This window comes from Salinisphaera dokdonensis CL-ES53, from assembly GCF_040361215.1.
Taxonomy (GTDB): Bacteria; Pseudomonadota; Gammaproteobacteria; order Nevskiales; family Salinisphaeraceae; genus Salinisphaera; species Salinisphaera dokdonensis.
The window spans coordinates 529,250-545,644 of sequence record NZ_APND01000002.1 but is presented as its reverse complement, the minus strand read 5'-3'; the positions used below and the strand labels follow the sequence as shown (position 1 = coordinate 545,644).

Annotated in this window: 18 protein-coding genes; 13 read left to right on the top strand and 5 right to left on the bottom strand. The window is 60.4% G+C overall.

The features are described 5' to 3' along the window. A complete protein-coding gene (locus SADO_RS08380; RefSeq protein ID WP_353110725.1) occupies positions 1–207 on the top strand; it encodes a CsbD family protein in 207 nt (68 codons plus the stop codon). Positions 208–306: 99 nt separating this feature from the next. Here the strand turns inward: SADO_RS08380 and SADO_RS08375 are convergent, their stop codons facing one another. Then, positions 307–990, bottom strand: a complete 684-nt coding sequence (locus tag SADO_RS08375; RefSeq protein WP_353110724.1) for a gamma-glutamyl-gamma-aminobutyrate hydrolase family protein — start codon at positions 988–990, stop codon at positions 307–309. A 9-nt stretch (positions 991–999) separates the two neighbouring features. Continuing rightward, entirely contained in the window at positions 1,000–2,007 is a 1,008-nt protein-coding gene (locus SADO_RS08370) for an amidoligase family protein (protein ID WP_353110723.1), read from the bottom strand. Positions 2,008–2,149: 142 nt separating this feature from the next. Between SADO_RS08370 and aceE the strand changes: the two genes are divergently transcribed. From aceE to SADO_RS08325, 9 genes are all read left to right on the top strand, one after another. Further along, positions 2,150–4,840 carry a pyruvate dehydrogenase (acetyl-transferring), homodimeric type gene (gene aceE, locus SADO_RS08365; RefSeq protein WP_353110722.1) on the top strand — a complete coding sequence of 897 codons (2,691 nt, stop codon included), beginning with the start codon at positions 2,150–2,152 and terminating at the stop codon, positions 4,838–4,840. Positions 4,841–4,928: 88 nt separating this feature from the next. Further along, positions 4,929–6,701: a dihydrolipoyllysine-residue acetyltransferase gene (gene aceF, locus SADO_RS08360; RefSeq protein WP_353110721.1), complete on the top strand. Its 1,773-nt coding sequence runs from the start codon at positions 4,929–4,931 to the stop codon at positions 6,699–6,701. Positions 6,702–6,886: 185 nt separating this feature from the next. Then, the gene (gene lpdA, locus SADO_RS08355) at positions 6,887–8,740 is read left to right on the top strand and encodes a dihydrolipoyl dehydrogenase (protein ID WP_353110720.1); all 1,854 of its coding nucleotides are present in this window, start codon (positions 6,887–6,889) and stop codon (positions 8,738–8,740) included. Positions 8,741–8,861: 121 nt separating this feature from the next. Continuing rightward, the gene (locus tag SADO_RS08350) at positions 8,862–9,272 is read left to right on the top strand and encodes a GFA family protein (RefSeq protein ID WP_353110719.1); all 411 of its coding nucleotides are present in this window, start codon (positions 8,862–8,864) and stop codon (positions 9,270–9,272) included. 465 nt (positions 9,273–9,737) lie between these two features. Next, positions 9,738–9,992, top strand: a complete 255-nt coding sequence (locus SADO_RS08345) for a HigA family addiction module antitoxin (protein WP_353110718.1) — start codon at positions 9,738–9,740, stop codon at positions 9,990–9,992. Between the two features lie 121 nt (positions 9,993–10,113). Continuing rightward, the gene (locus SADO_RS08340; protein ID WP_353110717.1) at positions 10,114–10,869 is read left to right on the top strand and encodes a hypothetical protein; all 756 of its coding nucleotides are present in this window, start codon (positions 10,114–10,116) and stop codon (positions 10,867–10,869) included. A gap of 6 nt (positions 10,870–10,875) precedes the next feature. Continuing rightward, on the top strand, positions 10,876–11,832 hold the full coding sequence (locus SADO_RS08335) for a hypothetical protein (protein ID WP_353110716.1): 957 nt from the start codon (positions 10,876–10,878) through the stop codon (positions 11,830–11,832). 339 nt (positions 11,833–12,171) lie between these two features. Further along, positions 12,172–12,618 carry a protein tyrosine phosphatase family protein gene (locus tag SADO_RS08330; protein WP_353110715.1) on the top strand — a complete coding sequence of 149 codons (447 nt, stop codon included), beginning with the start codon at positions 12,172–12,174 and terminating at the stop codon, positions 12,616–12,618. 184 nt (positions 12,619–12,802) lie between these two features. Further along, on the top strand, positions 12,803–13,081 hold the full coding sequence (locus SADO_RS08325; RefSeq protein WP_353110714.1) for a peptidylprolyl isomerase: 279 nt from the start codon (positions 12,803–12,805) through the stop codon (positions 13,079–13,081). A 768-nt stretch (positions 13,082–13,849) separates the two neighbouring features. Here the strand turns inward: SADO_RS08325 and SADO_RS08320 are convergent. Continuing rightward, positions 13,850–13,984, bottom strand: coding sequence for a hypothetical protein (locus tag SADO_RS08320; protein ID WP_353110713.1), 135 nt, complete (start codon positions 13,982–13,984; stop codon positions 13,850–13,852). A gap of 24 nt (positions 13,985–14,008) precedes the next feature. Then, a complete protein-coding gene (locus tag SADO_RS08315) occupies positions 14,009–14,479 on the bottom strand; it encodes an IMPACT family protein (protein ID WP_353110712.1) in 471 nt (156 codons plus the stop codon). A gap of 143 nt (positions 14,480–14,622) precedes the next feature. Here SADO_RS08315 and SADO_RS08310 point away from each other — a divergent pair, with 143 nt between their 5' ends. Beyond that, positions 14,623–14,835, top strand: coding sequence for a DUF3820 family protein (locus SADO_RS08310; RefSeq protein ID WP_353110711.1), 213 nt, complete (start codon positions 14,623–14,625; stop codon positions 14,833–14,835). Positions 14,836–14,852: 17 nt separating this feature from the next. Here the strand turns inward: SADO_RS08310 and SADO_RS08305 are convergent, their stop codons facing one another. Further along, positions 14,853–15,482, bottom strand: a complete 630-nt coding sequence (locus SADO_RS08305; RefSeq protein ID WP_353110710.1) for a hypothetical protein — start codon at positions 15,480–15,482, stop codon at positions 14,853–14,855. On the opposite strand from SADO_RS08305, the gene SADO_RS08300 reads away from it, so the two are divergent. Together SADO_RS08300 and SADO_RS08295 are read left to right on the top strand one after the other, a co-directional pair. Beyond that, on the top strand, positions 15,481–16,026 hold the full coding sequence (locus tag SADO_RS08300; RefSeq protein ID WP_353110709.1) for a lysozyme inhibitor LprI family protein: 546 nt from the start codon (positions 15,481–15,483) through the stop codon (positions 16,024–16,026). The genes SADO_RS08305 and SADO_RS08300 overlap by 2 nt on opposite strands. A 131-nt stretch (positions 16,027–16,157) precedes the next feature. Then, positions 16,158–16,346 carry a DUF3072 domain-containing protein gene (locus SADO_RS08295; RefSeq protein ID WP_353110708.1) on the top strand — a complete coding sequence of 63 codons (189 nt, stop codon included), beginning with the start codon at positions 16,158–16,160 and terminating at the stop codon, positions 16,344–16,346. Positions 16,347–16,395 lie beyond the last annotated feature (49 nt).

The following is a 16,395-nucleotide window of genomic DNA, read 5'->3' as shown; positions in this document are numbered from 1 at the left end:
ATGGCAGAATCCGACGATAAATGGGAAGGCCGCTGGGATCGTGTGAAGGGCAAGGCCCGTGAGCACTTCGGCCGCCTGACCGACGACGAGGTCGAGGAAACGGCCGGTAAACGCCAGAACATGCTGGGCAAGATCCAGGAGAAGTACGGCGAGACCAAGGAAAAGGCCGAAGAGATGCTCAAGGATTTCGAACGCAAGCATCTGTAACGTCAGACTCGCCTCGCATAGCCGCCCGGTACTGCCGGGCGGCTTTTTTTTGCGTGCGCTCGGCGCTCGGCTGCAAGCGATTGAACGCTTCGTGGGAGTTCAGTCGCCGTCGTTGGCGCGTTCGCAGGCTCGGACCAGCGCGCGGAACAGCCGATACTGCCTCGGTCGGTAGCAGAGGTATTCCGGGTGCCATTGCACGCCGATCACGAAGGCGCCTGTCCGTGCTTCGATGGCCTGTACGAAGCCATCAGCGTCGCGTGCACTGGCCTGCAGGCCTTGGCCGAGGGTATGCACCGCCTGATGATGCAAGCTGTTGACGCGCATTCGCCGAGTGCCCGTTACGGCCGCCAATCGTGAGCGCCGCTTGATGGCGACGGGCTTGCAGGGGAGCGGATTGACCCGGTTCGAGGTCGATCGGCGCAGATCGCTGATATCCGCATACAGCGAACCGCGAGCCGCGACATTGATCAACTGGGCGCCACGGCAGATGCCGAGAATTGGCGTTTTATCGACCCGCGCCTGCTCGATGGCTGCCAGTTCCATCGCATCTCGTGCACGATCGGCGGTGTTGTCGTAGGCGGCGGTCGCCCCGTAGAGATCGGTGGCGATATCGTCGCCGCCGCCAATCACCAGTCCATCAATGCGTGCCGGTATGGGGCGTTTGGGCGTGGCGCGGATGGCACGGCCGCCTGCCAGGGCAATAGCCAGCCAGGCGGCCCACCAGCCTGGCGCCCAGCGGCTGGCTTTGCCGGTGACAGCGATCAGCGGTCGTCTAGAGGCCAAGCTGTTGCCTCAGGCTTCGATGAACTGTTCGAAGCGATCGGCCCAGCGGCCGAGCCAGTCACCGAAGGGCTTGTCGAGTGTGGCGCAGTACTCGGCACAGATTTCGAGCAGGCGGTCCTCATCGGCGGCGAGCTCTTCGATCACCAGCCAGTGATCCCATGCCGGATGCAGATCCCAGCCCGGCTGCTCGATCTCGCAGTTGGGCAGGCGGTAATGCAGGGTGGGCCGGGCATTAACCAGCCCGTCCGCAACGGCGGCGCGCACGCGCGGCTCGTCCAGGTGGGCGAATACCGGCAGCATGTCCAGCGCGCGGTTGCGGCTCGCGTTTTCTGCGAGGTAGTCGTCGATCATTGCCGTGCGCGTGGGCGCATAGCCTGGATCGCAGACCTGGCGCACATAGGCCTTGGTAAACGGCTGGATGTACGGGAACACGCGGCGGCTGATATCGATCTCGCTCACCCGGCGAAGCCAGTCGAAGGCCACGGCAAAGGCGCGGATATAGTTCACCAGGGTGGGCGTTTCGAGATCCGGCAGCTCGGGGTTGAGATGCAGTCCGAAGGCATAGATCGCCGATTGACTGGTACCGCGGGCGCCGGCAGCGCGCAACTCGTCGATAAGCGGGTTCATGCCGTGCAGGTCGCTTATGGCGATGGGCGGACCGACAATTTCGAACGGAACCACGCGTTTGGCCAGGGCGCCGAGGACGTCTTCGGAGACCCGCTCGATCTCGTCCAGCAACCCGGTTTCGCCTTCGCGACGGCCGCGTTCCTTGAGAAAGGCGTAGTCGAGCTCGATCGCGAAGTCGCCCAGCGCGGTGTTGGCCACGGTGTATTCATATGCGCTGTGCGGGCGAATCTCGCCGCCGAGTGTCTGGCGCAGGGTTTCACCGATGCGTTCGATCGTCAGCCCGGTAAATTCAAGTTCCACACCGACACGTCTTTCGCCGTTCGATACCGTATGGAGCCTTGATGGCTGGCGCAACGGGCACTTGGGCGCGGCTGCATCGGAAGTGGTCATTGTATAGTGCAACGCAACATTATCGAAAAACTTTGAAATCATGCCACCGACACGCCGCGCGGGCCAGTTGTCTGCTCTCGAAAGGCGGGCGTAGTATCGCTTACAGACTGTCTTTCCACGACTCTTACACAAGGAGCGCCTTATGGCCCAGGCGAGCCCGCACCCCGAGCACGCCGACGACGCAGAAGACGTCGATGCGCAGGAATCTGCCGAATGGCGTGACGCGCTCGACGCCGTCATCGAACGCGAAGGCCCGGAACGGGCGCACTTCCTGCTGGAAATGCTCATCGAGCGTTCACGGCGGTCGGGGGCCTATATCCCCTACTCGCCGAATACGGCCTATGTGAACACCATCCCGCCGCATCGGGAAGAGCGCTCGCCGGGGGATCCGGCGATCGAATGGCGCATCCGCTCGATCATCCGCTGGAATGCGATGGCCATGGTCATTCAGGCCAATCGCCACCACGAAGGTGTGGGTGGCCATATCGCCAGCTACGCCTCGGCCGCGACGCTGTATGAAGTCGGCTTCAACCACTTCTTCCATGCGCCGTCCGAAGACCACGGCGGTGACCTGGTCTATATCCAGGGCCATTCCGCGCCGGGCATCTATGCGCGTTCCTATCTGGAAGGCCGGATCGATGAGGACAAGCTGCTCAACTTCCGATCGGAATCCGGCGGCAAGGGTCTGTCCAGCTATCCGCACGCCTGGCTGATGCCGGACTACTGGCAGTTCGCCACCGTGTCCATGGGCATCGGCCCGATCAACGCGATCTACCAGGCGCGCTTCATGCGCTACCTGCACAACCGCGGCATCGAGGACACCAGCGACCGCCATGTCTGGTGCTTCTGCGGCGACGGCGAGATGGACGAGCCCGAGTCCATGGGCGCGATCGATATCGCCTCCCGCGAAGGCCTCGACAACCTGATCTTCGTGGTCAACTGCAACCTGCAGCGCCTTGACGGCCCGGTGCGTGGCGACTCCAAGATCATCAACGAACTGGAAGGCTCCTTCCGCGGCGCCGGCTGGAACGTCATCAAGGTGATCTGGGGCGCGCTCTGGGACGGCCTGCTGGCCCAAGATCACGACGGCAAGCTCGTCGAGCTGATGAACGAGACGGTCGACGGCGAATACCAGGCCTACAAGGCCCACGGCGGCGACTACACGCGCGAGAACTTCTTCGGCAAGTATCCGGAGCTCGAGAAGATGGTCGCCTCGATGTCTGACGAGGACATCCGCCGGCTCAACCGCGGCGGCCACGATCCGCACAAGGTCTATGCGGCCTATCACAGCGCGGTGAACAACAAGAACGGGCGTCCGACCGTGATCCTGGCCAAGACGGTCAAGGGCTACGGCATGGGCGAGGCCGGCGAAGGCCAGAACATCACCCATCAGCAGAAGAAGATGGGCGAGGACGCGCTCAAGGAATTCCGCGATCGCTTCGAGATCCCGGTCGACGACGACAAGATCGCCGAGGCGCCCTTCTACAAGCCGGCCGAAGACTCCGAAGAGATCCAGTATCTCAAGGCTCGCCGCAAGGAACTGGGCGGCTATCTGCCGCAGCGCCGTACCGAGGGCGACGCGCTGGAAATCCCGCCGTTGTCGGCGTTCCAGAAGTTGCTCGACGGCTCCGGTGATCGCGAAATGGCCACCACGATGGTCTTCGTGCGCATCCTGCAGATCCTTACCCGTGACAAGAACATCAAGGATCGCGTGGTGCCGATCATCCCGGACGAGGCGCGTACCTTCGGCATGGAAGGCATGTTCCGCAGTCTGGGCATCTACTCGCCGGTCGGCCAGCTGTTCAAGCCGGAAGACTCCGACCAGCTCGCCTTCTACAAGGAATCGGTCAAGGGGCAGATTCTCGAGGAAGGCATCACCGAGGCGGGCGCCATCTCGTCATTCATCGCCGCGGCGACGTCGTACTCGAACCACGGCAAGACGATGATCCCGTTCTATGCCTACTACGCCATGTTCGGCTTCCAGCGCGTCGGCGATTTCTGCTGGGCCGCCGGCGACATGCGTGCTCGCGGCTTCCTGCTGGGCGGCACCGCTGGTCGTACCACGATCAACGGCGAAGGCCTGCAGCATCAGGACGGCCACAGCCACATCATGTTCGACTTCGTGCCGAACTGCCGCGCCTATGACCCGACCTTCTCTTACGAGATGGCGGTGATCATCCATCGCGGTCTGGTCGAGATGTACGAAGAGCAGAAGGACGTCTACTACTACCTCACGATGATGAACGAGAACTACAGCCACCCGGAGATGCCGGAAGGCGTGGAAGACGACATCATCGCCGGCATGTACAAGTTCTCGGAAGGCAACAAGCGCTACAAGAAGCAGGTCAACCTGCTCGGCTCCGGCACCATCCTGCGCGAAGCGATCGTGGCCGCCGAAATGCTCGAGAAGGAATATAACGTCGGTGCCACGGTCTGGAGCGTGCCCAGCTTCACCCAGCTGCGCCGCGACGGTCTGACCACCGAGCGCTGGAACATGCTGCATCCGGAGGAAGAACCGCGCCAGAGCTTCATCGGCAAGAAGTTTGCCGATGCCAAGGGCCCGGCCATTGCCGCGACCGACTATGTGCGCGGCTATGCAGACCTGATCCGGCCGTTCATGCCGGTGGCGTATCACACGCTCGGCACCGACGGTTACGGCCGTTCGGACACGCGCGAAGCGCTGCGTGACTTCTTCGAAGTGGATCGCCGCTGGATCACCGTCTCGGCGCTCAAGGCGCTGGCCGACGAAGGCACTATCGAGCGCAAGCAGGTGGGCGAGGCGATTCGCAAGTACGGCATCGATCCGGACAAGCCGGAGCCCATTACCCACTGAGGGTCTGAGGACAGATCACCCAGTCGAAACAATGCTTTAAAAGCGCGGCCCGTCCGCGGGCCGCGCTACCGGATCAAGGAAACGCTTTATGGCGGCGCAGGAAATCAAGGTCCCGGATATCGGCGACTTCGACGAGGTCGAGGTCATCGAAGTGCTGGTCTCCGAGGGTGACGAGGTCGAGGAGGAGCAACCGCTCATCACCCTCGAATCCGACAAGGCCACGCTCGAGGTGCCGTCCAGCGGGGCCGGCAAGATCACCGAGCTCAAGGTCAAGGAAGGCGACAAAGTCTCCGAGGGCGACGTGATCGCCATGCTCGAAGCCGCGGACGCCTCCGACGACGAGTCGGAAGATGAGGCCGACGAGGCCGATTCGGGCGACGCAGCCGAAGACGATTCGGACAGCGAGGACGACGGCGAAGAAGAAGCCGACGACTCGGAATCCGAAGACGACGACAGCGACGACGAGGATGACGACGCCTCGGGCGGCGGCGAGACCATCGAGGTCAAGGTCCCGGACATCGGCGACTTCGACGAGGTCGAGGTCATCGAGGTGCTGGTTGCCGAAGGCGACGATGTCGAGGAAGAACAGCCGCTGATCACGCTGGAATCGGACAAGGCCACGCTGGAAGTGCCGTCCTCGGGCGCCGGCAAGATCACCGAACTCAAGGTCAAGGAAGGCGACAAGGTCTCCGAAGGCGACGTGATCGCCATGCTGGAAACCGCCGGCGGTGGCAAGAAGGCTTCCGGGGGCAGCAAGAAGTCGTCCGAGTCCAAGGCCGATTCGAAGCCCAAGAAAGACAGCGAATCCAAGCCGCCGAAACGCGGCAAGAGCGGCAAGGACGAACCGCAGGACGACGCGCCCACGCAGCCGGCGCCCAAGTCCGACGACAGCGGCGATTCGAGCAAGCTCAAGAGCGTCGACGAGGATCGCTTCAACAAGGCTCATGCCTCGCCGAGCGTGCGCAAGTACGCACGCCAGATCGGCGCCGATCTCGGGCGTATCGAAGGCAGTGGCCGCAAGGGGCGCATCCTCGAAGAAGACGTCCAGACCTACGTCAAGAAGACGCTGGAACAGGTCCAGGGAGGCGCAAGCGCCGGTGCAGGCAGCGCGCCTGCCGGTGGCGGCGGCGTGCCGGCCCAGCCGGATATCGACTACAGCCAGTTCGGCGAGGTCGAGACCACCGAGCTGCCCCGTATCCGCAAGCTCTCGGCCAAGGCCGTGCATCGCAACTGGCTGCTGATCCCGCACGTCACCCAGTTCGACACTGCCGACATCACCGAGATGGAAGCCTTCCGCCAGGCCAACAAGGAAAAGGCCAAGGCGGACGGTGTGAAGCTCACGCCGCTGGCGTTCATGCTCAAGGCCGCGGCGGCTGCGCTTCGCGAATTCCCGGATCTCAACAGCTCGCTCACCGCAGACTGCGAGAGCCTGGTACACAAGCAGTACGTGCATATCGCCATCGCGGTGGATACGCCCAACGGCCTGCTCATGCCGGTGCTCAAGAACGTCGATCAGAAAGGCATCTACCAGATCGCCCGTGAGCTGGACGACATCAGCGGCCGGGCCCGCGAAGGCAAGCTCAAGGGCGATGAGATGAAGGGCGCGTGCTTCTCCATATCCAGCCTGGGCGGCGTCGGCGGCACTGCGTTCACGCCGATCGTGAACAGCCCGGAAGTCGGCATCCTCGGCGTGTCCAAGCACAGCTGGCAGCCGGTCTGGAACGGCAGCGAGTTCGAGCCGCGCCTGATTCTGCCGCTGTCGCTGTCCTACGATCACCGCGTGATCGACGGCGCCAAGGCGGCAAGGATTACCGGGTTCCTCAGCGAGAAACTCTCTGATCTTCGTACGTTGCTTCTCTAGGAGGCCGCGGCCATGAGACTGCAATACGGCGTTGCCGATCGCTTGTGTAGCGTTGCTACACGGCGCTCGCGGCGCCTTGTCTTGCCGCCTCATGACTCGCGCCGGGCGATCGAGGTTTTGTCGCTTCGATCGCTCGCTTCTTGAACGCACAATCCGGCCTTTGGGCCGGTCAAGGTAGTTAAACCATGGCGCAGGAAATCAAGGTTCCGGACATTGGCGACTTCGACGAAGTCGAGGTCATCGAGGTACTGGTCGCCGCGGGCGACGATGTCGAGGAAGAACAGGCGCTGATCACGCTGGAATCGGACAAGGCCACGCTGGAAGTGCCCTCGTCCGCCGCCGGCAAGATCACCGAGTTGAAGGTAAAGGAAGGCGACAAAGTCTCCGAAGGCGACGTCATCGCCCTGCTCGAAGCCGCCGATAGCCAAGGCGACGACAATAGCGGTGAAGAAGACAAGCAGGACAAGGCCGACGAGAAGAAGGCCGACTCCGGCGACAAGAAAAAAGCATCGGATAGCGCCAAAAGCGACGAAAAGAAGTCATCGTCGTCGAAAAAGACCGAAAAAGAAGGCAAGAGCAGCGAAAAGTCGAAATCCGACTCTGGCGCCAAGAAAGACCACAGCTACGACTGCGACGTGCTGGTGCTCGGCTCCGGCCCTGGCGGCTACACGGCCGCCTTCCGCGCCGCGGACATGGGTCTGAATGTCACCCTGGTCGAACGCCACAGCGTGCTCGGCGGTGTGTGCCTCAACATCGGCTGCATTCCGTCCAAGGCCCTGCTGCATTCCGCCAAGGTCATCGAGGACGCCGCCGACATGGCCAACCACGGCGTGTCCTTCGGCAAGCCCAAGATCGAGCTGCCCAAACTCATGGAATTCAAGCAGTCGGTGATCGACAAGCTCACCGGCGGCCTCAAATCCATGGCCTCAAAGCGCAAGGTCAACGTCGTCACCGGCACGGGCACCTTCAAGGACGACCACACCCTGTCCATCGAAGGCGATAGCCATAACAATGGCGACACCAGCGAGATCAGCTTCAACAACTGCATCATCGCCGTCGGCTCCGAGCCGGTCATCCTGCCCGACTGGCCCGAGGACGAACGCATCTGGGATTCCGAAGCCGCCCTGTCGCCGGACGAAATCCCGAAATCGCTGCTCGTCATCGGCGGCGGTATCATTGGCCTGGAACTGGCCAACGTCTATGCCGCCCACGGCACCGATGTCGACATCGTCGAGATGACCGAAACGCTCATCCCCGGCGCCGACCGCGACCTGGTCAAGCCGCTCCAGAAGCGCATGAGCAGCCGCTGCGGCAATATCTGGACTGGCACCAAAGTCACCGGCATCAAGGCCAGCAAGAAGTCGCTCAAGGCCAGCTTCGAGGGCAAGGATGCCCCCAAGAGCAAGGACTACGATCGCGTGCTCGCCGCCATCGGCCGCAAGCCCAACGGCAAGAAGATCGGCGCCGAAAACGTTGGCGTGAAGGTCGACGACCGCGGCTTCGTCACCATCGACAAGCAGTGCCGCACGAGCGTCGACAACATCTTCGCTATCGGCGATGTCTCCGGCGAACCGCAGCTCGCCCACCGTGCCACCCACCAGGGCAAGGTCGCGGCCGAATGCTGTGCCGGCGAAAAAGCCGCCTTCGATGCCAAGGTCATCCCGTCCGTCGTCTATACGGATCCGGAAGTCGCCTGGACCGGCGTCACCGAAACCCAGGCCAAGGAAGACGGCATCGAATACGAAAAGGGCGCCTTCCCCTGGGCCGCCAGCGGCCGCGCGCTCGGCATGGGCAATGCCGAAGGCACTACCAAGATCCTGTTCGACAAGGACAGCGGTATCGCCATCGGTGCCGGCGCCGTCGGCCCCGGTGCCGGCGAACTCATCGCCGAACTGGGCCTGGCAATCGAGATGGGCTGCGACGCGCACGACATCGGCCTGACCGTGCATCCGCATCCGACCCTGTCGGAGACCGTGGGCATGGCTGCCGAAGCCGCGGCTGGAACGCTCACGGATCTGTATATTCCGAAGAAGAAGTAGTAGTTTTCGACAGTACGGCGAGATTCAATGCCGGGTTTATGCTGGCCTTCGGATAAGTCGAGAATAGCCGGGCGGGCATTACCGTTCGACGCTCATTACATAATAAAAACGGAGAAGAATCATGAGTAAAGAAGGTGGTTGCTATTGCGGCGCGATACGCTATCGCACGGACGCAGAGCCTGCGGTCAAAGCTCAATGTCATTGCCGGGAATGCCAGTACTTTGCCGGTGGTTCGTCGAACCTGACCCAAGGCATCCCTGAAGCCGACTTCTCCTATACCAAGGGTACGCCCAAACAGTTTACGCGCAGCGATCTGGACAACCCGGTGACCCGCGATTTCTGCGGTGAATGCGGGACCCAATTGGTATCTTGGTCGCCGGCCCTGCCCGGCATGGCCCTGATCAAGATAGGCACGCTGGACGATCCCAGTTCGTTCGGTGGCGCGCAGATCGCGATCTTCACGACCGAAAAGCAGCGTTTCCATCATATACCGGCGGATGTCGAAACCTACGACACGCTGCCGGCGTCATAGCTGGCGAGATCGCCTGTCTGGGGCGTAAGTGAGTTTGGCGCCCATATGCGGCTGACTGTTTAGCTACGTTTGCATCCTCGATGCCAACGGCGCAGAGACGAACGCGAGTCGTGCGAGCAAGCAGAAGCTGGCATCGCAAGCCTTGGCGCTGAGGTGTCTTTAACTTCGGCCTGGGTTTTCGCGTCATCCCGGGCAGCGAATTGGCCGAAAAATGCACAATGCAAGAGCTGACCCTCAGGCCTGCCCGCATCCAACGCTGTCGGAAACGGTCGGCACGGCCGCCGAGGCCGCGGCCGGTACTTTGCCGGATTTGTATATTCCGAAGAAGAAGTAGCTTAAACGCTATCCTCTACGACTAAAGGCCGGTAATTCGCCGGCCTTTTTTATGCATTTTGCATTTACTCGGTCTATTCGCTTCTCTATTGTTCTAGTTAGTAGTTATCAATGCTGCTTCGAGGGGGAGACATGGCCGAGCTTGCGAATGTTCATCCGGGCGACGTGTTGCGCGAAGAATTTATCGCGCCGATGGGCTTAACCCTTCGCAACGTCGCTAATGCGACTGGTCTTCTACAAGCCGATCTAACTTCGCTGATGGAAGGGCGGCGCCAAGTAAATCCCGATATCGCTCTTCGGCCGAGCCGGTTCTTTGGCACGTCGGTGCAGTTCTGGTTGGGATTGCAGGCGGATTACGATGCGGAGGCTGCACAGTGCAAGACCTGACACCATTCACGTGACGCCATTCACGAGATTTATTCTGGCTTTTGCTCGCAATACTAAAGCTAATAGCGCCTGACGAATAAACACGGTTAGATTATTTTTAACTCAGGAAAAAGGACTTCAAGTGGACGAAGACGCTTTTAAGCTCCCCGGATCGTCTTACGCCGAGCTGGCTAAAATCATACGAGCCTATGGCCATTCGCCCGACCAGGCATCGCCTAAAGATGTAGCCGAGCGCGCTATTATAGATCCGACGCAAGTCAGTAGAAATAATGCGTTCCTTTTGAATATTGGAATAATTCAAGGAAAGCAGAAAAAAACGCTAACCTCTCATGGCCGTAATCTAGCGAAAGCCTTGGATTTCGAGATGCCTAATGAGATCTCTTCCGCATGGCGAGAGATGATAATCGATAGTTCGTTCTTTCGGAAAATAATCTCGGCGGTTCGAATTCGTGGAGGCATGGAACCATCCGCTCTCAGGTCGCATATAGCCTATACCGCTGGCGCAACCAAGAAGTCGCCGACGATGGTAGGGGCCGGCGCCTTGATAGATATTATGAAGGCTGCAAATGTCTTAGAAGACGAAGATGGAACTCTAATAATTCAAGGGGACTTCTTAACTCGGGAAAATGCAGTGTCTATGGAGCCGGCTGAGCCGGACGTAAACTTGGGGAAGGTAGAAAATGAGGGTCTAGAAGCTCCTGTAAAAAGTTCGTTAAGTAGATCTTTAGAATGCTCCGGTACTGTCTCAGCCACTTTGAATATCCAAGTATCGATAAACTGCACTCCTGATGAAATCAGTACCCTTGGGCCTAGGCTCAGAGAGCTGATACGTGTGATCGAGAACGATACTGAAGATGACGACTCAAGCGACGCATAAATATATATGAGTCGCGAATTTTGGCGTGCTACTGCCGAAGCCGTTGTAGCGGCTGTTGACGCTGCTTATATTGCGGCCAAGCCGGTAGACCAGATCTATGTTTCAGAGTTTTGCCAATTAACTCGTGAGAATGCTTACGCGGCGCTTAAGCTAGCAGTCGACTTAGACTTACTGCGCGAAGAGAACGGCGAGTATGTAACAGCGAACTGCCTTTGCCGAGCGTTAGTGACCAGTAACCAGCAAAGAAAAGCTACGGCCCTAAGATTGGCGCTAGAGGATTACGAGCCCTTCATCTTATTTCGTGATCGATTAATCACTACTGGTGACGCACCGACAGCTGCGAGGCAATTGAAGCAACTCCTCGATCTGTCTAACCATTTCGATGAAATTAAAGAGACGTTGCTGAGTTTAGGGCAGTACTGCCGCGCGCTTATCGCTGAAGGCGGAGGAGCTTATAGAGCTGCTGAGGAAGGTGCCGCGCACGATCTACAATCCTTGGCTGGCGCCTGTTCTGATCTGCATCAGGCTGAAAGTCTAGTGTGCAGAGAAATCGGCGCAGATTTTGTGCCGAACATACCTCGGGCCGAGGTAATACAGCACCTAGCCGATGCGTTATTACGGGCGAGAGATCATGATGGGATTGGCGCAGTTACCATGGCGGGAAATGCGATAGAGTCGTACTTAGGGGCCTATGGAGAGAAACAAGCCGTAAGCTTGGTCGGAAAGCATGGCATTAATGCTAAAGCGGAGGAGTTAAGCAGAAACGCGAAGCTACCCAAAAAATTATTAAACTATTCCAAGTATTTGGGGCACTTACGGAACGCGGCCGACCATGGCGTGGACGATGACGTTCAGGCGACGTGGGATATCAGTCCGCAGGTCGCAGTGGAATACGTTTTCGTCGCGTGTTCTTTTATAAGGTCTAGCTCTCAATTTGTAGAAAACAGCAATACAATCATTTGATTCGCGAGAAGGGCGTGGTTGTGTTTGTTATGAAAAATCGAGCGGAAATCGAGGGTCATGGAGCTTGAGGGTCAGCTCTTGCAATTTGCATAAAACAGGGTGAGTTCAATTTCCGATCGTTCGCCGTACGCGTCCCTAAAGTCCGGAGCATTCGGAAGCGGAACGTCCAGAAGACACCGTTCCCCATAACGCGCGGTTGGATTGATCAAACTTTCACATCGCTGAATGATAAGTATCATATCGAGGCATCAATTCACGAACCGTTGATTTGATTGGGCGTCGGTGGCGGCTTCAAGCGCCAGTTCTACGCCAGTCGATTCAGCGGCAAGAGGAAACCGTATGCCCGATTACACCGAAGGTCTTGCTAACGCGAACCGGTTCGAACCCGGGATCATCACGGCCGGCCAGCCCACCGCCGAGCAGATCGAAGCCGCGCAGGCGCAGGGCGTGAAGACCGTGATCAACCTGCGGCCGGACGGCGAGATACAGGAGTTCGATGAGGCGGCACTCGTCAAGAAAGTCGGCATGAACTACGTGCATATCCCGGTCGCCGGCCCGGACGATATCAACGAGGCGAACGCGCGCCTCCTCGACGAGGCGTTGGTGCCCGGCGCGTTGCCGGCGCTGGTGCATTGCGGCAGCGCGAACCGTGTCGGCGCGCTGATCGCGTATCGCGCGCGTTTCATCCAGCACAAGAATGACCACGAATCCATGGGCCTCGGCATCGTCGCCGGCCTTGATCCCGATGGGGCCTTGGTCGAAGCGGTGGCCCAGAAGATCGGCTGACGTAACGCGCTACCGCTTCGGGCGTCCGCCGCCGCTCTTCCATCGGCGACGCGCCTCGTGAACGGCGATGGCCTTGAGCCGTTATTCCCGCGAACTGCGGTGCCTGGTAAGCAAGTGGTGCCGTACTTCGGGGCGATTGCCGTAATATGGCGCTCCCGTAACTTTCCTAGCAGGAGTAGCCGTCATGGCCAAAGCCAGTGCCCGTCATATTCTCGTCGACAGCGAGCAGAAGTGCGCCGAACTCAAGGACCAGATCGAGAACGGCAGCGACTTCGCCGAAGTCGCGCGTGAGCATTCCTCGTGCCCGTCCGGCCGCAAGGGCGGTGACCTCGGTACGTTTGGCCCCGGCCAGATGGTGCGTGAGTTCGACGAGGTGGTGTTCAGTGCGCCGTTGAACGAGGTGCAGGGGCCGGTTAAGACGCAGTTTGGTTATCACTTGCTGGAAGTGACCGAGCGCGGCTAGCGGTCTCGGGGTCGCTTGCTTGGTGGGCGGCCCTGATTCTTCGGCGGTGACTCGCTGAGCGGTAGTCTGAAGCGATTTCGCTTTGGGTCGGCTTGGGGTTTCGCGCTGCTGCGCGAGTGTCTTTTATTTGCTTGTCCAAATAAAAGGCACCAAAACAGAAGACACCCTGTCTTGCGCCGATGCTTCGCATCGGTGCCCTGCGCTGCTCGCCCGGCCGGGCGCAGCCGGAACTCGCTGCGCTCAGACATCCGGCTGCTTGATCCCGGCCGTGCTCCGCTGCTCGGCGCTACGCCAAAGGGGCCCCATACAGGCAGGCTAGCTTTCGCTCGCTCAAGGTCGGACATTCGCGGGTCGGATTAGCTGCAGGCGTAATCCGCTAGGAGAACAGGCGTGTATTCCGCTTTTGGCTCTGCATTCGAGTTGGCCTCGCGTGTTGAATTGCAGTGCTTGTATTAAAGCCCCTTGCGTGGCGACGGAGACGCACAGTGGCGAAGGGTGTCCGGCGCACCGCGCCAGTGCGGCCAGCTGTCTGAGGATCGCCAAAGCGATCCGACCTAGTGAGATTTCTGAAGGGCCGCATCCCTTCGCCGTAAGCATCGGAGTGCACCGGCGCAGCCGGAGCCGTGCCGGGTGTCTTTTTGTTTGCTTACTTTCTTTCGGACAAGCGAAAGCACGAAAGTCGCAGCTCAGTGCGAAACCCCAAGGTGGTCGAGGCCGATTCGGCCTGAAAACCGCACAGCAGCCTTGGTGAGTCTTGAGGTGCGCCTTTTAAGGCAACGTCTCATCTACACGAACGACCAATCGCCCATTAAGCCGAGCATCAAGCTCCGCCATCTCCGCGTCGGCATCCAACGGCCATTCCACATCCAGCGTCACGCCCTCGGCATGATAGGTCGCCTCCACGATTTCGCCTTCGTGCTCGCCAAGCTAGGCCCGCGCGGGCTGCTCGTCGGCGAAGGTGAGATTCAGCGCCAGGCGGCGACGTGGTACGTGTTGGCGCGTCGGGAGTTCGGTGAGCAGCTCGCTCACCGTCTGTCCGTACGCCCGCGCCAAGCCGCCGGTGCCGAGCTTGGTGCCGCCGAAATAGCGGATGACCACACAGGCGATACGTCCCAGGCCGCTGCCTTCGAGCACGCGATACATCGGCTGACCGGCGGTGCCGCCGGGTTCGCCGTCGTCGGAAAAGCCGATCGCCCGATCTTCGCCGGGCGCGCCGGCTATATAGGCCGAGCAGTAGTGCGAGGCGTCTGGGTAGTGCTCGCGCGCGAGGGCGATCAGCCGTTCGGCGTCGTCAACGCTGTCGATTGCCGCACACCAGCCGATGAAACGGCTTTTCTGGATTTCGATCGTCGCGGTATGCGGCGTGTCGACACTCGCGGCCGGCATGGAATAGCGCATCAAAACTCCGCGGGATGCGTTCAATCAGGGTCAGGCCGGACATTCTGCGTGAACGCCGCTGAACGCGTCGCCTATACCGGCCGCGACAGGCAGGTTGGGAACCGACTAGGCTGGGCGGAGGATCGAAGAAATACCGCCGCCTCGTGAATACCGAAGACCTTCGCAAACTCGTGACTCGCACCATGCCGTTCGGCAAGTACGAAGGCCGGCTGATCGCTGATCTGCCGGGCCATTACCTGAACTGGTTCGCCCGCGCGGGCTTTCCGAAGGGGGAGATCGGGCGTCTGCTCGCGCTCATGCAGGAGATCGACCACAACGGCTTGTCGCCGCTGCTCGATCCGCTACGCGTTGACTAGCCGTCGATTAGCTGTCGTTAGCGATAGAAGCGCTCCACGAGGAGTGCGTCGATCTCTTCATAGAACTCGGCGTAGCGCTCGCCGGCGTTCGCCATGATTTTCGCCAGCGCCGGGTTCGGCTCGCGCTCGGCCAATGTGGCGGCTAAATAGTGCTGCTGATCGGCGGCCCCGAGCAGTCGGATCAGAAGGCCGCGCTCGAATACCTTGCCGGAGTCGCCGACAACCGGCGCGAAGCGCTTCACGGTGGCTTTGCGCTGGGCCTCACGGGCGGCGTTGATGATGGGTGGGTCGACCTGGCGTTGCAGACCGAGGGCGGGGAATTCCTCGGTTAGTCTTTCCAGCCGGCCGGCGAGCTCGCCGCTGTAGTCGGTCATGGTCTCTACCACCCGCTCCACGTCGTCGGACTCGATCTTGAAGTAGAAGATCTGGTCGGTCTTCGCCAGCGAGGCTGCGGTGGAGTACAGATCGCTGTAGCCGTCGTTGAGCCGGTCCCGCTCGGACTGCGCTTCGGCATGGCGAGACGATGAAGTACCCGCGGCATCCGCACCGAGCGTCGAGCAGCCGCTCAAGGCAATCATCGCCACAGTCATCAGCACGCCGGATAGCGCTGCTAGGCGCACCCGTGTGTTTTGGGCATTGTTGTTCATGGTCATCTACTACGCGCTTTGTCGCCTTGGCGATTACAGGCGCCGCATCCTAGCCGATATCTGCGTGGGCGGCCGACTCCGGTGCCATGAGGATAAGGCGAAGACTCGAGAGCTCGCCATGAAGTATCTGATCCTCGTTCTGTTGTTGTACGCGACCATGGCCGCTGCGGTCGTGGATCCTGATGCCCCGGCGCATGTGCGTGCGTTCCATGAGCGTATGGCGCCTTATCAGGCGCAGATCCAACAGGGGCAGACGACGGCGGCCATGAGCGAGGCTTACGTAGCGATGGCCGAGGCCCTGGATCGCGAGCTCAATACGGCCTACAGGCAGCTCATGGCGCGGCTGTCGGATGAACAGCAGGCCGCGCTTCGCGCGTCGCAGCGGCAGTGGCTGAAATACCGTGACGCAGAGTTCGCATTCCTCAGCGAAACCTTCACCCGGCAAAGCCATGGCAGCTCGGTGGTGCTGACGGTGGGCGGCGCGCGAAATGCGCTGGTCTATAAGCGGGTGGAAGAACTCTGGTCGTATCTCGAGTCGTTCTAGGTCTCGGGGGCGGCAGGTGTTGCTTACCAGTTGCCGGTGTTGCCGCCCTCGGACCCACGAACAACGGGTTCGCATCCACGATGCGAGCGGGCGGCGTAGTGATTTGTCCTGGAATTACCGGAGGTTACTCCATGACCGATCATGCCCACAGCGCTGAGAACAATATCTGGCCCGAAAGCTCGGAGACGATGACCGGCGCGCAGCGAATCTATCTACAGCGTCTATGCGAGCAGGCCGGCGTTGCGTACGACGACGCCTGGACCGAGGCGCAGGCACTCGAACGCATCAAGGAACTGGAAGCCGGGGCCGGTGAACGCTAGGCGGTAGCGCTCGCACTCTTGTCGTGCAGGCCGTGGTAGTCGACGGCGT

Bases quoted from the DNA above. Each gene is read 5' to 3' on its own strand.
- SADO_RS08300 (WP_353110709.1), top strand. From the start codon at position 15,481: ATGGTCATCTACTACGCGCTTTGTCGCCTTGGCGATTACAGGCGCCGC.
- SADO_RS08345 (WP_353110718.1), top strand. From the start codon at position 9,738: ATGGCCGAGCTTGCGAATGTTCATCCGGGCGACGTGTTGCGCGAAGAA.
- lpdA (WP_353110720.1), top strand. From the start codon at position 6,887: ATGGCGCAGGAAATCAAGGTTCCGGACATTGGCGACTTCGACGAAGTC.
- SADO_RS08330 (WP_353110715.1), top strand. From the start codon at position 12,172: ATGCCCGATTACACCGAAGGTCTTGCTAACGCGAACCGGTTCGAACCC.
- aceE (WP_353110722.1), top strand. From the start codon at position 2,150: ATGGCCCAGGCGAGCCCGCACCCCGAGCACGCCGACGACGCAGAAGAC.
- SADO_RS08305 (WP_353110710.1), bottom strand. From the start codon at position 15,482: ATGAACAACAATGCCCAAAACACACGGGTGCGCCTAGCAGCGCTATCC.
- SADO_RS08335 (WP_353110716.1), top strand. From the start codon at position 10,876: ATGAGTCGCGAATTTTGGCGTGCTACTGCCGAAGCCGTTGTAGCGGCT.
- SADO_RS08325 (WP_353110714.1), top strand. From the start codon at position 12,803: ATGGCCAAAGCCAGTGCCCGTCATATTCTCGTCGACAGCGAGCAGAAG.
- aceF (WP_353110721.1), top strand. From the start codon at position 4,929: ATGGCGGCGCAGGAAATCAAGGTCCCGGATATCGGCGACTTCGACGAG.
- SADO_RS08350 (WP_353110719.1), top strand. From the start codon at position 8,862: ATGAGTAAAGAAGGTGGTTGCTATTGCGGCGCGATACGCTATCGCACG.
- SADO_RS08295 (WP_353110708.1), top strand. From the start codon at position 16,158: ATGACCGATCATGCCCACAGCGCTGAGAACAATATCTGGCCCGAAAGC.
- SADO_RS08370 (WP_353110723.1), bottom strand. From the start codon at position 2,007: ATGACCACTTCCGATGCAGCCGCGCCCAAGTGCCCGTTGCGCCAGCCA.
- SADO_RS08380 (WP_353110725.1), top strand. From the start codon at position 1: ATGGCAGAATCCGACGATAAATGGGAAGGCCGCTGGGATCGTGTGAAG.
- SADO_RS08315 (WP_353110712.1), bottom strand. From the start codon at position 14,479: ATGCGCTATTCCATGCCGGCCGCGAGTGTCGACACGCCGCATACCGCG.